Origin of the sequence: Nocardia blacklockiae, assembly GCF_015477355.1 — a bacterium.
Classification (GTDB): domain Bacteria; phylum Actinomycetota; class Actinomycetes; order Mycobacteriales; family Mycobacteriaceae; genus Nocardia; species Nocardia blacklockiae.
Map to the genome: position 1 here is coordinate 120,067 of NZ_JADLRJ010000011.1, position 14,398 is coordinate 134,464.

Consider the following 14,398-nt stretch of genomic DNA (forward strand, 5'->3'; position numbering starts at 1 on the left):
GTCACTCCTTCGTTCTGCGTGCGCGAGTGGTTTTGCCGGAGTTCGCGGCCCGGCCGCGGGTGGCGGGCGGACGCCAGGCGCGCAGGTCGTCGTCGGTCAATCCGTGCTCGCTTTGGACTTGGCGGCGGTATCCGGCAAAGAATTCGGCGGGGGATCCGCTGTAGGCGTCATCGAATTCGTTGTGCCACTGGTAAAGCCAGGGCTGAAGCTCCAGGAGACCGGCGAGCAGTGGGGTGATCTGCTCGGTATCCAGGGCATGTGTCGTGAAGTATGTGGCGAGGGCCTGGGCCTGTTCTCGGTGATCCCAGCCCGCCCAGCCGTAGCGTTGGGGCGTGGGGGTGTTGGTGTCGCCGTAGGAGATGAAGCGTTCCTTCGGGACGTCGAGTTTTCCGCGGGCCTGCCAGTACGAGGTGCGGAGGAAATCCGCGCTGGTGTACTTGGGCGGTGTCGGGATCGAGGCGCGAATCTTGAGCTGCTGCTCCAGGTTCGGCGCGTTGTCCTCCTGGCGTTGGAGGTCCCAGACGTGCTCCCAGTCGGCGCGTTTGCGGAGGCCGGAGGGTTTGTAGCGGAGGGCGGCGAGGAAGGGGACGTGCTCGTTGGTGAACAGGTCCGTTACCACTTTCGCGAGGTCTTGGCGTGGGGCGTAGATCGCGGCGACCGAGGTGAAGTCTTCGTCCTGTGAGATAAGGTCTGTCAGGCGGGGCAGGGTGCGGATGACGGGTTGGTCGTTCTCGTCGTGCCAGTGGTCGTGGCGCTCGATACGCTCAAGGAGCCAGGATCGGAGGGCTCTGTGTTGCAAGGTATCCCAACCATCGGTAGCCCATCGGCGTTTGTATTCGGGACGCTCGATCATGTTGATTGCACGGTTGTTCTCAATGGCATCGATACGTTTTTCTACGATGCGTCTGTAGGAGGCTGGCCAGTCAGAGGGGATTTCAGTTATAGGGGTCGAGTTGTGACGGTGGAACCATTCTCCAGATGCCTCACCCTGGGCAATGCGGCGGGCTAGGACGATCTCAAATGCTCGCTCGCCCAATGATAGTTCTGGTAAGTCGTGCTCGGATGCGCAAAGATTATCGGGATACACTTTGTAGAGCGAATAAGTTTGCCAGTCCAGTTCCTCCTGCTTCGCGATCATACGTGCTCTATCGGAATGCCAATCTGCTCTAGCATCTCGTAGCAGGGCAGCGGTTGGCGTGCTGTGCTTCGTGATTTCGGCCGGGCTATTTTGGCTGATCCTGTGCGCGAGTCTGTCAAGATCTTGGGAAGCACGAACCGGTAGCTGCTTGGGGAGTGGGAAGCTCTCCAATTTTGTCCCTGTAAACTCGAACCGGTGCTCCCAGAGCTCATCCGAAATACCGCCGCCGATACCCCCGTTCCCCTTGCTCTGACTGACCATCTTGAGCCAGAAGCAGGCAGTGGAGCTATTGAGCAGCCCGAGTAGCCGCAGATGTTCCTCCTCGTCGGCACCCTTCGGTAGCTTAATTACCGGGGCGGACTGCTTGAACACTTTTCCGCCACGATCGAGAATAAAATGGTTATGGGTAGCGACGAACGCAAACGCAATACCCAGCTTGACGGCGAAGCGCTCGGGGTGCCATCTGCTCCACTCAAACCATGTCAGACCAATTTCTTCGTGCACTCCGCCCGGCTCTCGTCGGGTTCGCAGTAAAGTCCTGGATCGCCATAGCAGCCGAACAACATCGGGCGTATGATCTGCTTGATGGTCGGAGTTGTAAGGAAAGATGCTTTCCGTATCGGGGTAGATGTTCCAGTCGCGAAGGACGTCACCTTCGGCCAGCGGAACAATATGTGAACGGTCGATTCCGAAGCGTGTCCAGGTGCCCGGATTGGCAAAGTAAGCCTCGTCGTTACCCGTATGTGTATAACGGCCAATTGCGCGTCGTACTGCCGAAAGTTGAGCCGCACTGGATTGCTCGATCTGCTTGACCATCTCAAGTCCGCCATCGAGCAGTATCCACGGATGCTTGCTGAAGTACCTTATTCGATCTAGATCGTCTACTGAGACCCATCGGCCAGCGAAACCGGGGCTGTCGATGTTCGTGATAATTTCATTCCATACTAAGCCGTCCTTCGGATCTGCGGGAGCTTTGGGTTCGCCCTGGATGCTTCGTACGGTGCGAACCGTTGGGGCCCGATGATCTCCGGATCGTGTCGTGCCGATAAGTATCACGGTCGGGGTTCCATGTCCCGGAATATAGGCGCCGGAGGTATCGATCACTTCGGTGAGCTCGACTTTCTCGGCGAGGTAGTCTTCGATAACATTCTTCCCGAATTCACGTTTCATGAACGCGTTGTCAGTTATCTGGCCGACTCGTCCGTACCCGCGTCCGTCGCTGTCTCCACGTATTGCGAGTTCAAAAAACCTGACAGCAAAAGGGGTTGATAGGTGATATTGGTTGACGGCGATTCCTTTATATATTTCTTTATATGCCTTGTTGAGTTTCTTATCTTTGGCAGTAATGTATGGCGGATTGCCGACCACCACGTGGTAGCGCCCGTTCTCCAGAATGCGCGGATGCTCGGGGACATCCTCGGTGCCGTAGGAAAATTCGGCAAGTGGACCAGCACCTCCGGTGATGCTCAAATCCCCTTCGAGCTGCCGCTTCTGAATCAGCGAGTCGCCGACCGCCAAGTGAATCGGCCATTCGAACTCGGCGGCTTTGGCGAGCGTGTCGATCCGCGCCGCCGCCATCGCCGCCACCAGCAGCCGGAAGCGGGCGATGGCGACAGCGAAGGGGTTGAGGTCCACGCCGTGCACCGAGTCCAGCGCCGACCGCACTCGTTGATGCAGGTCTTTCCCCCGCGGCTGCACTTCCCATGCTTCGACCAGACGCCGAAATGCTCCGAGCACGAAATGCCCTGAGCCGCAGGTCGGGTCGATGATCTTGAACTCTTCGTGTCCGAATTCACTGAGTGCCGGGGTCATGGTGCGATCGAGGATGAACTCCTCCACGAACACCGGGGTTTGCAGCAGCGCGTATGCCTTGCGCGCGTTCTCCGACAGATCCTGGTATAGGTCACCGAGGAAATGCGTATTCCAGCCCTCCTTTCTGCGCTCCCTCAGAGGATCTGTGAAATCGTGCTCCAGCTGCCCGTATTTGTCTCGGGCACGCCAAAATTTGACAAGTGCCCCCGCGCCCTCATGAGAAAGCGGTATCTGGAAGAGTGCGTTGTGGGCTGGGGAGAACAGGAGCTTGCCGGCCCGGATGGAGTCGAGTTCTGCGAAGGCGCGCAGCAGCCAACCGCGGTAGGTGGGGTCGGGATCGGATTCGACGTAGGCGTCGTAGCGGGCCTGTGCCAGGTCGCGGCGGTCGGTATCGGGTCCGGTCAGGTAGGGCTCGGTGATGAGCCCGTTGTCTTCGCAGAAGCGCACGAAGACGGTGCCCAGCACCCAGGCGGCGGCCACCTGGGGGATGCGGCCCGGGAATTTATCGTCTCCCACAAGCCATGTCGACCAGGTGGCGGCGGTGCGGCCGACCTCCTTGGCCTCACGGTATTCGTCGAGCAACCGATCCCTCGCCGCCCGGGCGTGTTCCGTCACGGGGTGCTCGACTTGCTCGGTCAGGTCCTTCTCGGCTGCCACCACCTGCTTGCGAAGGTCTGCCAGCAATGCGACGCGATCGATCATGCCGACACTCCTGTGTTGTCGCCGTTGATGTTTCGGATACCGGATCGGTGTGTGTTGCGGATCCAGTCGTCGGTCAGCACGATCCACTCGCTGAACCCGGCCTGGAAGGGGACAGCGACGGTGCCCAGGCGCGGCTCGCGATCGGGGTCGTCCTGCGGGCAGAGCATCCACAGTCCATGTCCGCTGTGCCGGGCCTGGTCTGCGAGCCTGTTCAATACGCCTATGGCGTTGTAGCGAGCGAACGCAAAAGTGTCGACCATGAGTACCGGGCCTGGCGCTGCGGCCAAGCGCGTCAGCACCTCGGGTTGGATGCGGCCGAACGCTGTCTGCGCGAACTCGGCGAAGCGGGTCGCGCCCTTGCTGCCGGGGTCGGCCGCGTCGGCTCGGAGGATCGTCTCCCAGGTCGGTTTACCACCGGCGGGAACCAGGTCGTGCAAGACGGACAGGAAGAGTCCGGTTATGGAGATCTGTTCGGCCGCAAAACGATTCGCGATCTCGTTGGCGGCCAGGTTGGCGATCGAGGAACGCACCGTCAGCACCCGGAAGCCGTCGCGACCGGCGGCGGCGGTGAGCTGTTCCTCGGCGAGAGCCGCTGCCCGGACCGTGGGATCGTCGGCCCAGCGGCCGTCCCGGACGGTAGTGGCGGTGGACCGGCGGCCCGACCAGACCGACAGCGAGCTGAAGGCATCTATCCCGTGGGTCGGCAGATAGCGGACTATTCCCTCGGCACTGGTCTCCAGCACCAGATCGAATCCGGCGTTACGCAGCGCCACGGTGAGCTCCGAACCTTCCGGAAGCCCTTGTCCCGCTCCGAGCTCCGGGAAGCGAGTGCGAATCCGTTCGTGCACCTCCGCCACCCGTATGCCGGGCTGGCGCCGGCGTTCCAGGCCGGGGATGAGGCGGATCAGCCCCGCCTGGGTGAGCCGGGCCGCTCTTACCAGCGGCAGCGTCAGGGGATAGATCTCCAACCGCGGTGTGGCCGCGGCATTCCGCGAGGCGCCCACCGCCAACTGCACCAGCCGCCGCTCGTCCCAGCCCAGATCGGACCATGCGACGACTCCTGGTGGCACGTCGATGGCGCTCAATCGTTCCAGGACGGTACCGGGTGTGGGGAGGGTCGCCGAATCGGCCAGCCGGTCGGCCGCGGCGCCGAGCCGCGCCGCGTAGCCCAATAATGCCTTTACCGACGGTGTTTCGGGTGGGTCGTTGGCTTCGTCCACCTCCAAGGCCAGTACCACCGGTAGTGCGCCGTCGCGCGGGCTGTTGCACTCGAACGCCGCCTCGTCCGGGGTCAGTTGTTCGGCCTCCACGACCGCGCGCAGCACAGCCACCGCAAGTGCCCGGCGCTGTGCACGCCCGTCGAGGCGGGTGCCGCGACGCACGATCAAGGCATCGGCGAGCTCGACGACGGAGGCGACGCGGCCGAATTCCCCTAGCAGTTCCACGAGTTCGTCGCGCACCGCGGACAGCGCGTCGGATTTGCGCCACCTCTGACGCATCTGCTTGAGCGATTGCGAGATGGCGGGCGAGGTGACGCCCATCGATGCCGCAACCGCCGACTGCGTCGGCCACACGCCGAGGTCCGGCAGGTCTTCCACACCCGGGACCTGGAGCAGCCGGGTCACCATGGCGATCTTCTTGGCGTTGGAGCCGTTGTTGTTCAGCTCCGGCACCAGCTGCGACACCAGGGCGTCCAGGCTCAGCGCTCGCAGTACCGTCTGGCCCAGATCTGCTGCGGCGGACTGTGCTTCGCCGAGTTCTTCCTTTGCGTCGCGCCGGCCTTCGGCAGTGAGCGGGTTGGGTGCGGTGCGGCCCAGCAGTCTGCCCCATTGCTTCTGGCGACCCTGGATTTCGATGCGAGTACGCGCACCCAGGCCGGGGGCGTTGATGAGGTTGCGCTGGCTGTAGTCGAGCAAATCGCCAACCGTGTTGATACCCAGTCCATACAAGAACTGCTCGGCTGCCGCGGTCAAACCGGCTGTGGCCAACGGAGTTTCGCGAGTTGCCTGCTCGGCGATCCGGTCGCGTTCCTGGCTGGACGTTTCCGCATCCGCGGGTGCGAGATAACCTCCGCCGGCGTGGGTTTCGAAGTCGGCGCTCTCGGCCGCGTCCACGACCGGCTGCCGGGTACGTGGCCGGGACGGCACGGCTCGCGCCATCTCCAGGAAGATGCGCCGCCACTCGTCTCGCATCGGTTTGAGGTCGTCGAACCGCTGGGCGGCATCCCGGTGTAATGCCTTGCGGAAGAACGCGATCAGTCCGTCCCGAATGGAGGGATCGAAGGCGTCGGCCGCGATTTCCGGATAGGGGAGTTGTTTGGGATCCGTCTGCCGCGGCGCGACCGAGCCATCACCCCAGCGCGGCAGTTCCGCGGACGCCATCTCGTGCAACGTGGCTGCCAATGCGTAACGTTCCGCGTGCGCGTCGTAATTGGTGCGGCTGACGGTGCCGATGAACGGGTCCAGGTAGCCGTCGGTCCCCGCCTCGGTGTCCTTGGCTGGATAACCGGCGAGTGAAAAGTCGATCAGCACCAGTTGCCGAGTCCGGTTGGGGCGCACTCGGATCGCGACATTATCTGGCTTCAGGTCCCGGTGCCAGATTCCCTCGCCCTCGAGGAATTCGACTGCGCCGAACAGGTATTCGCCATAGGCTTCCAGCTCGTCCACCGTGAGGCGGCCGTTCTCGCGGAGGTGCCGGGCCACCGTTTCCTCGGTGCGGCGGCGCTTGCCGGTGGTCTCCGTCGGCTCGGCCAATTCCCGCTCGTCGCCGACGTATTCGAGGAGGAGGCAGGCCCGGTTGCCGATGCGGATCAACCCGGGATCCACCAATTGAATGATGCGGGCGTCCTTGCGCAGCCGCCGCATCACGTCGGCTTCGCGGGCGAGCGCATCGGCGCGGCTGTCGGACAGCGCGACCTTCAGCACCGCGAATGCTCGTATGTCTCTTGCCCGAGGGTCGCATTCGAGATCGCGTACCAGGAACGCACGGCTCGTCGAGCCGGTCCCGAGCCGGCGGCGCACCTCCCAGCGCCGGTCCAGGATGTCACCGGCGACCGCCTCGAGCGGATCGACCTCCGGCGCAACCGGTTCCGGTTCCGCGGGCGCCCGCAATTCGGTTTCGATGAGTTCCAGCCACTCCAGAAACTCGTCCACCGTGGAGATCCGGCGCTCCGGCTGAAAGGCGGTGGCGGCCTCGATCAGCTCGTCGATATAAGGATGCAGGCCATCGACGACGGCACCGGGCCGTAAACCCTCACCTGCCTCGAACCCGGCGAGCAACTCTGCTTGGGTGGCCGCCGGGGGACGACCCGCCAAGAGCAGGTAGGCGAGCATCCCGAGGCCATACACATCCATCTCGATGGGCTTGGGATTGGGCGCGGTCAGTTCCGGCGCCAGATACACCTCGGTGCCGGGCGCGAGATGCGTTGTCGTGAGGCTCGTTCGAGTCCTGCTGAGCAGCCCCGGGCGGCTGACGGTACTGTGCTGGGTGGCGATCTGCCAGTCCGCGATCAGCAGATTCGCTGTGCGCCAACGCTCTTGCTCCCCTAGTCGGCGGCCGTGACGGTCGCGCAGGCGGGGGACCACGTGCACCGAGTGGGCGGCCAGACCACGATGGTAGATGTGTCTCGAGTGCGCCGCCCGCACTGTCTCTGCCAGCTGGCGTATCAGCTGTAGCCGGTCCGCAAGGTCGAGAGTGTCCGCATGATGTGACACGAATTCGTCCAAACGGATTGTCGCCGGGTCGTATTCGAAGATCAGCGCCGGGCCCGCGGGGTGCGCGCCGGAGTCGATGTCGACGAATCGCACCACGCCGGGATGGCGGAACTGACGCAGCACCGCCGCCTCCCGCTTCGCGGAGTCGTATACCGACTTGCGCGTCTCGGCATCCGCACCGCGCTCGGAGACGTAGATCCGGACGCGCGCCAGTGTGCCGAGGTCGGCGTGTTTTGCCTGATAGTCGCTCCAGGTCGGGCCGATGTCGAACGGCTTGTGTTCGAGCTGGTAAGCGCCCACCGTGAAATCGGCTTCGCTGCGGCCGATTCCGACCTTCTGTAGAGCCCGAGCGACAGACTTCGCACGCTGGGGGGTGACCCGGCGCCGCTCGTCGAGCACTGGCCCGTTCAACACCCGCACCAGCTCCGCGATCGTGTGCGTGTTGGCGCGGTCGCCCGGCGGTAAATCAAACGTCAGATCCTTGTTGGTGAGGCAGACATGGCTGGTCACAAAGACTCGCTCGGCCCCGAGGTGGGGGGCGAGCAGAGCAGCCAATTCTTTGGCCTTCTGCTCGTTCAGATGCAGCGGGCTGCGGTGATGCCGGCGGCCCTTCCCGTCCGCGCGCACCACCCAGTCACCGTTTTGGACCGTGAGCAGTCCGCGCCAGTCCTTCAGCTCAATCATGTGAACACCGTTGGGCGCGATCACCAGCAGGTCCACTTCTCGCACGTGCCCCCACCGCTCCGTAAAGGTGAAGTTGGAGAACGCATACCAGGGCTCGGTGTCGGGTAGTGCGCGACGAATGGCCTCCAAACCGCGGTGTTCGTGCTCCCAACTCGATTCCGTGACCGACGTCCAACGATCCATCTCCATGTGTCGAACCCGTTCTCAGTTCTTGTCCACGTTCGTTCGGCGGTAGGCAGTGAGCCGGTTCTCGAAGCCGCCCTCGGTCACGAGGGTCGATCTCACTCCAGTGCGCCGAATTGTGAAGCACGGCAGACCTTTCCCCACCACATCGCCGGAGAAGCCGACGTACAGCTCAACCACTACACACTCTGCGAGTGCAATCGGCGAGCGGTGGCCGACGTTACCTGCTGATTCGGTGGTGATCGACCGGAGTTGGTTGTTACTTGATCTTGAGAGCGGTTGCGGCAGTGTTGATATGACGCCATCACGTCTCGAGGCTAGTGATTCATGACGTGTCCAACGGATGTGTCTCACCGGCCGAAGTCGCACTGCAGCAAATGGATTCAGTACTGACACAGTCCTCCCCTCGAAGGATGGCCTCCCCCGGCCTGCGCCGATTATCCAATGAATACGTCTGGTAGACAGCGGAAAAGCAAGATTTCCGCGAAACTTGCATCCTGCATCCACCCGGCAGGTTCGTGCCAGTTACCACCCAGCGGCGAGCGAACTTCCCAGGTCAGCGCTGACGGATCGTCGCTTCGCCAGCGGCTTGCTATTGATCAAGATTGTGTCCGATCCCGGCCCCTACGCCGGTCCGCACCTCCACGGTGTCTCCCGGAGGCATGGATACCTCCGTCGCGGTCTGTGTGAGGGATGACGGGACAAGCTGCGCTGTTGCCGTTGCGGGGTCGAAGCCGAGGAGTAGGACCATGGCGGCGATTGCGCCGACGACGTACTCCAGCATTGGAAGATCCTTTCGGCCGGAACTGTCTCGGTATAGGGCCGAAGGCCCTCGACTTTGGCTGCGCGGCTGCACCGTTGCGGTCAGTGCCAGTGCTGTCAGTCCTCCAACGGCATAGGGCGCATGCCTATTCAGGTGGCCAAGAAGTGGCCAAGACCCGGACGAACGAGCCGCTGCGAGCCGCACGGCATGGAGGTGCACACGCCCCTGACCTGGATGAACCACCACCGCCCGGACCCCGCAGAAGTCCCTCCCCGCCTGTCATTTGGCGCGTGCGCCGACGCACAGCGCTACGCCGCAGGGGCACTGCGCATTACGATTCACGTTGTGCAATCAGTGCCAGGTGGGAAGGGGGGCCAGTGGCCGACCTCGTGGTCGACGTGTCCAAGCTTGCTGGTTTCAAACTCGATCTGAACGACATCAGCGCCAACTTCACCGCCAACGCCAGCCGACTATTACCACGAGTAGCACTGGCTGGTGCGAGCGGTCGAATGGCTGAACTGACATCAGCAGCCCAGAAGCTCCAAAGCACCTTGTACAGCGCACATCAACGTGACGTTGGCGTACTCGACACCATGGCAACGAACCTGGGCACCGCCGCCACTCAGTTTTCCGACAGCGACGAGCAGCACGCCGCCGGCCTCACGCAGGTGACAACCACCATCGACGGACAAGCTGCCGCCCCAGCGAGCACGACCACCGGAGTCACCCGATATGGCGGACTGCAACTGCCCACCTTGCAAGACGTACAAGACGTTCAGTGCACGGTTCGTCAGGCCGTCACCGCGAGCATCGACATCCTGACCCCCTACGACGATCCTCTCGGCAGAGCTATCGGCATCAAACCCGCTGCCGACTATCTGACCCCGCTCGTTGCCGACTGGGAACACCTTCAAGAAATCGGCAAACGTATCACTGCCCTAGGGCTCAACGATTTCGTCACCGCACAGAACATCAACGGCGGTAAGAACTGGTTGCAGACCAGCTGGACCGGCGAAGCGGCAACCGCATTCGCAACCACGGCGACCGGCCTCGCGACCGCGATCAACCAACGCAGCGACGACCTCGACACCGTCGGCAAGATTGTCGAGAACGGCGGACTGCTCTTGGAGCGCCTCGTCTACAACCAAGCCACCGGACTGCTGGCGGCCATCACCCAATCAATGAGCTTCCTCAACTTCACCCTGCCACTGGGCGTGTGGGCACTACTGGGGGATAGTGATATGCAAGGCGAAATGCGCTCTCGGGTGTTCGATGCCGTCGACACGCTCAAACGTGATGCCACAACTCGCAACGACGCAATCACATCCGCCATAGGCCGGATTGCTGGTGTCCTCAACTATGAGCCCGGCCAAGCTGTACCCGGCTATAACCCCAGCGAATTCGAACTCCCCACCAAAATAGTCGCCGACCAAGGCGTCAAACGCTACGGATACGGCGGCAACGTTTGGTGGGAGGACACCCCCGCGCCTGATTCACGGGTTTAATCAAGCCACATTTGAGAAATGGCGAGAGAATAGAGACTTCATGGCACCGATACCCGATCCCGTTCCGCACCCGCCCGATGATGCGGGACAAAATGGCTGGGGTTCCCAACCAGTCTACAGTCGCGGTGACGATGTACTCTTCGCCAAAGTAGCCGCAGCGGCAGTGATCGCCGCCGACGCCAAAGGTTGGACGCACGCTGCCAGGCACCTCGATCACTATCTGGGAAACAAGGGCACAGGTCTGGATCCGAAGGTCGACGAACTACTGCGCGACGTACCTGACGTCGACAAGGCCGCCAACAAGACTGCGGAAACCGAGATCCGGCGGATAGCCTCCGAAGCCTCTGCTGCCAACAGCTACGGAAACCCGGTGCAGTTTCAGTCGCGGTGGCTGCCGCAGGGATTTTATATCGGTCCAGAGTTGAGTTCTGACTGGTATTACGCAATGGGCGGCATTCAACTGTGTACTACCGGTGTTGTCACCGTTCACAAGCCGACCGGTGGTCCGGAGCCTCGAGTGACTGTCGAGTACAAGATTTGGGTGCACGACCGATACAACTGGGATGGCAAGAAGAGCACCGAGATCGCTGGTATCACTGTGACGGACAAGCGTATGGGCGCGCTACATACCGCAGGCTTGGCACGCGAATACGATATGGACGGAACCAGTGGCGTTCGACAATACGAGGGCATAGTGCCTGCGGCGCGGGGCATCAACCTGCCCGGCGCAAACAATAGCCGAGACGGGAATAGGAGCGACCCGACCCGATGACGTACTCCGTTGGAAGAGCCCGAACTTCGAAGCTTGCAGGCCTGATCGCCGGGATGGTGGCTGTCACTGTGAGTGTCACGGGCTGTGGTGGCGAACGCGAGGACACCGATTCCCGTTCCCCACGAACCTCGACCGAGACAGTCGCCGATCTCACCAAGGAGGCCGCCGCGTTCGGCAGAATTGTCATCCCCGATGGTGTGACTGTACTTGCCGCGCGTACCGACAGCGCACTCGATACCAGGTACCAGCTCGCGCTGAGTGCTGATCCGCAGGGGCTCAGCAATTTTCTGACCGCATCGGACTTCTCGACACCGCTTACCAAGACATACACGGTCACCGAGAAAACCATTGCGGGACCACCGCTGGAGACTTCGCCCTCACTCTTGGAAACCGGTGATCGTATCCAGCGGCCGGGCGGCAAATATGTCAGCAGATCCGTCACGGTTGACGAGCGTGACGCCACAACCCGCTATATCCACGTCCAGTTGTACACCACCTGAACGGCAGGGGGTCCTGACCTTCGCGGGCGAGTTCGAGCCCCACTCTGTTCGTGGGGATCAGCGTCCGTCGCCGGGTTCTGTCCAATAAGCGGGATTGCGGCCGTAGTTCGCTGTGGTGTAGGCGCGGTCCCAGGGGGCGCTGGGGGTGAGGAGGTCGCGCCAAGGGGCGACTTCTACGTAGAGGACGCGCATGGAGTTGAGGGCGGCGTGATGGAGGTCGGGGCCGTCGGTGGAGACGGCGTCTTCGGCTACGGCTACGTCGTAGTTGTGTTCCAGGGCGGCGCGGACGGTGGCTTCGATGCATACGTTGGTTTGTAGGCCGGCTACCAGGAGGCGGTGGGTGCCGAGGCTTTTCAGGACGGGGGCCAGTTCGGTGTAGGCGAAGAAGCTGTGGCGGGTTTTGTCCAGGACGATGTCGCCGGGTTGAGGGGACACTGCTTCCATGATCTCGGCGCGCCACTGTTTGTGTTCCGGTGTCAGGTTCGGCAGGCGGTGTTTGCGGGCTCGGAGGTGGCGTGCGGCACGGGGATTGGCGGCGAGCGATCCGGCCGGGCTGGTGGTCTGGCGTGAGTAGACGATCGGGATGTCGGCGGCGCGAGCGGTGGTGAGCAATTGCGCGCATTCGTCGATGATTTCGTCGAGCCGCCAGATCGGCGGCCAGCCGAGAGCGTCTCGCAGTCCGTCGTCGGCGATGTAGCCGTTCTGCATGTCGATCATGAGCACTGCGGTATCCGGCACGTCACAACTCCCTCCCGAGGCCCGAGTGATGTCGATCGACTTCATTGTCCTTGCAGCACAGTGATTTCCGCCCGCTTTCAGCTTCGGTTGTCGAGGGGGTTCCTCGCTCCGGTGGAACCAGGCTTCGTCGCCTTGGATGTGGAGGAGGAATTCGGGACCGGACCTTGTGGTGACGGAATGGCGCGGAAGGCTCGGAGGATGTGAGTGGCGTAGCGGTGGGAGTCTGCGGTTCGGGGTGCGGGGGTGCGGATGCCGTCGATGGCTGTGAGCATGAGGGTCAAGTCGTGCAGTGTGATGTCGGGGCGTAGGTGGCCGGTGTTTTTGGTGCGGGTGATCAGTTCGGCTGCGGTGGTTAGGGAGGCCTTGCGGATAGCGGTGAAGTCCAGTGCGCGCGGGTAGGCGGATTTGAAGGCTGCGGTGAAGTTGTGGTCGTGAGCCCTTAGCGCGCAGAGCTTTTCGACCATTCGGGAGAAGCCGTGCCAGGGGTCTGGGTCGGCGAGGCCGGCGGTCAACGCGGACTGCCAGGCGTGCAGTTGGTGGGCGTAGACCTCGGTGAGCAGTAGCTGCTTTGTGGGGAAATGGCGGTAGACGGTGGCGGGTGCGACCTCGGCGCGGCGGGCGATCTCCCGGATCGGGACGTCCAGGCCTGCTGTGAGGAACAGGGCGCGGGCCGTGTCTAGGAGGTGGGCGCGGTTGTCTCGAGCGTCGGAACGCAGGTGTTGAGACGAAAGGGCCGGCACTGCTCTCACTTTAGTCAACGGCGCGGTCGTGTTGGCTATGGTCCGCTGGCCGGGGCATCGAGCCCGGCGGCCAGTAGGGTTCGGTCGGCGATCGAGAAGCCAAGGCAATTCGAGTGAAAGCCATTGAATGGAAGGAAGTTTGGGTGAAGCATGGCTGACGTAAGGCATGACGGGGACTCCTGGGATCCCGCGTCCGGTGTCGGCGCGACCGCCACCATGGCCGCGGCGGCGCGGGCGATCGCGACACGCACCGACCCGGCGCTCATCGACGATCCCTACGCCGAACCGCTCGTCCGGGCGGTCGGCGTCGAGTTCCTCACGCGGTTGGCGACCGGCGAACTGAGTCCGGTCGATGTGATCGAGCAGGTGGCGATCGACGGGGCCAAGGTGCGTACCAAGTTCTACGACGAGTTCTTCCTCGAGGCGATGCGTGCGGGCGTGCGGCAGGTGGTGATCCTGGCCTCGGGGCTGGACTCCCGCGCGTATCGGCTGCCCTGGCCCGGCGGAACCGTGGTGTACGAGGTCGATCAGCCGCAAGTCGTCGAGTTCAAAACCCGCGCGCTGGCCGAGTTGGGTGCCGCACCCACCGCCGACCGGAGAGCGGTCGCGGCCGACCTACGTGACGGCTGGGCTGATGCCTTGCGCGCCAACGGTTTCGAGAAGGAACAGCCGACCGCGTGGAGCGCCGAAGGACTGCTGGGCTACCTGCCGCCCGAGGCGCAGGACCGGCTGCTGGACACCGTCACCGAACTCAGCGCGCCGGGAAGCCGGGTAGCCACCGAGAGCAGGCCGAATCCGCGTCCGGGCGAGGATGTCGCGACCAAGAAGGGCCTGCACCGTCTCGCCGAACGCTGGCGCGCACACGGGTTCGATTTCGACCACGCGCGGCAGCGATACTTCGGCGAGCGCAACGAGGCGGCTCCATACCTGGCCGCACGCGGGTGGGTGCTGAACACCGCAAGCAACCGAGACCTCTTCGCCGCCAACGGGCTTCCGCCGATCGAGGACGACGACTTGCGCATGGGCGACGTGCTGTACGTGAGCGGCATTCTCGAGAGGACCGTGAAGTAGCGAGTGCCAACCGCCTCTCGTCGCATTCCAGCGGGCTTCGGCAGCGTCGCCGTGCGCACGAGACGCCCGTTCGAGTT

At 63.1% G+C, this 14,398-nt stretch carries 9 protein-coding genes; 4 read left to right on the forward strand and 5 right to left on the reverse strand.

What is annotated here, in order from left to right; genetic code table 11:
* Window position 1: 1 nt before the first annotated feature.
* The 3 genes from pglX to IU476_RS36365 form a co-directional block, all read right to left on the reverse strand.
* Complete coding sequence (gene pglX / locus IU476_RS27880) at window positions 2-3,652, reverse strand: BREX-2 system adenine-specific DNA-methyltransferase PglX (RefSeq protein WP_195105045.1); 3,651 nt, start codon at window positions 3,650-3,652, stop codon at window positions 2-4.
* Complete coding sequence (gene pglW / locus IU476_RS27885; protein WP_195105047.1) at window positions 3,649-8,238, reverse strand: BREX system serine/threonine kinase PglW; 4,590 nt, start codon at window positions 8,236-8,238, stop codon at window positions 3,649-3,651. The genes pglX and pglW overlap by 4 nt, the downstream gene beginning before the upstream one ends.
* A 586-nt stretch (window positions 8,239-8,824) precedes the next feature.
* Window positions 8,825-9,016 (reverse strand): hypothetical protein, encoded by a 192-nt coding sequence (locus IU476_RS36365; RefSeq protein ID WP_228824435.1) that lies wholly within the window; start codon window positions 9,014-9,016, stop codon window positions 8,825-8,827.
* A 356-nt stretch (window positions 9,017-9,372) separates the two neighbouring features.
* Here IU476_RS36365 and IU476_RS27890 point away from each other — a divergent pair, with 356 nt between their 5' ends.
* From IU476_RS27890 to IU476_RS27900, 3 genes are read left to right on the forward strand one after another with little or no spacing between them, the layout of a single operon-like run.
* Window positions 9,373-10,500 carry a hypothetical protein gene (locus tag IU476_RS27890; protein ID WP_195105049.1) on the forward strand — a complete coding sequence of 376 codons (1,128 nt, stop codon included), beginning with the start codon at window positions 9,373-9,375 and terminating at the stop codon, window positions 10,498-10,500.
* A gap of 40 nt (window positions 10,501-10,540) precedes the next feature.
* On the forward strand, window positions 10,541-11,272 hold the full coding sequence (locus IU476_RS27895; RefSeq protein ID WP_195105051.1) for a hypothetical protein: 732 nt from the start codon (window positions 10,541-10,543) through the stop codon (window positions 11,270-11,272).
* Complete coding sequence (locus tag IU476_RS27900) at window positions 11,269-11,772, forward strand: hypothetical protein (protein WP_195105053.1); 504 nt, start codon at window positions 11,269-11,271, stop codon at window positions 11,770-11,772. Before IU476_RS27895 ends, IU476_RS27900 begins: the two co-directional genes overlap by 4 nt.
* A 57-nt stretch (window positions 11,773-11,829) precedes the next feature.
* Here the strand turns inward: IU476_RS27900 and IU476_RS27905 are convergent, their stop codons facing one another.
* Both IU476_RS27905 and IU476_RS27910 read right to left on the reverse strand, forming a co-directional pair.
* Window positions 11,830-12,510 (reverse strand): cysteine hydrolase family protein, encoded by a 681-nt coding sequence (locus IU476_RS27905; protein WP_324194364.1) that lies wholly within the window; start codon window positions 12,508-12,510, stop codon window positions 11,830-11,832.
* A 77-nt stretch (window positions 12,511-12,587) separates the two neighbouring features.
* Window positions 12,588-13,250 (reverse strand): TetR/AcrR family transcriptional regulator, encoded by a 663-nt coding sequence (locus IU476_RS27910; RefSeq protein WP_324194366.1) that lies wholly within the window; start codon window positions 13,248-13,250, stop codon window positions 12,588-12,590.
* Between the two features lie 150 nt (window positions 13,251-13,400).
* Here IU476_RS27910 and IU476_RS27915 point away from each other — a divergent pair, with 150 nt between their 5' ends.
* Window positions 13,401-14,321, forward strand: coding sequence for a class I SAM-dependent methyltransferase (locus tag IU476_RS27915; protein ID WP_195105059.1), 921 nt, complete (start codon window positions 13,401-13,403; stop codon window positions 14,319-14,321).
* Window positions 14,322-14,398: the final 77 nt, after the last annotated feature.

Excerpts from the sequence above, each read along its gene's own strand:
- IU476_RS27895 (WP_195105051.1), top strand. The coding sequence starts at position 10,541 with ATGGCACCGATACCCGATCCCGTTCCGCACCCGCCCGATGATGCGGGA.
- pglW (WP_195105047.1), bottom strand. The coding sequence starts at position 8,238 with ATGGAGATGGATCGTTGGACGTCGGTCACGGAATCGAGTTGGGAGCAC.
- pglX (WP_195105045.1), bottom strand. The coding sequence starts at position 3,652 with ATGATCGATCGCGTCGCATTGCTGGCAGACCTTCGCAAGCAGGTGGTG.
- IU476_RS27900 (WP_195105053.1), top strand. The coding sequence starts at position 11,269 with ATGACGTACTCCGTTGGAAGAGCCCGAACTTCGAAGCTTGCAGGCCTG.
- IU476_RS36365 (WP_228824435.1), bottom strand. The coding sequence starts at position 9,016 with ATGCTGGAGTACGTCGTCGGCGCAATCGCCGCCATGGTCCTACTCCTC.
- IU476_RS27915 (WP_195105059.1), top strand. The coding sequence starts at position 13,401 with ATGGCTGACGTAAGGCATGACGGGGACTCCTGGGATCCCGCGTCCGGT.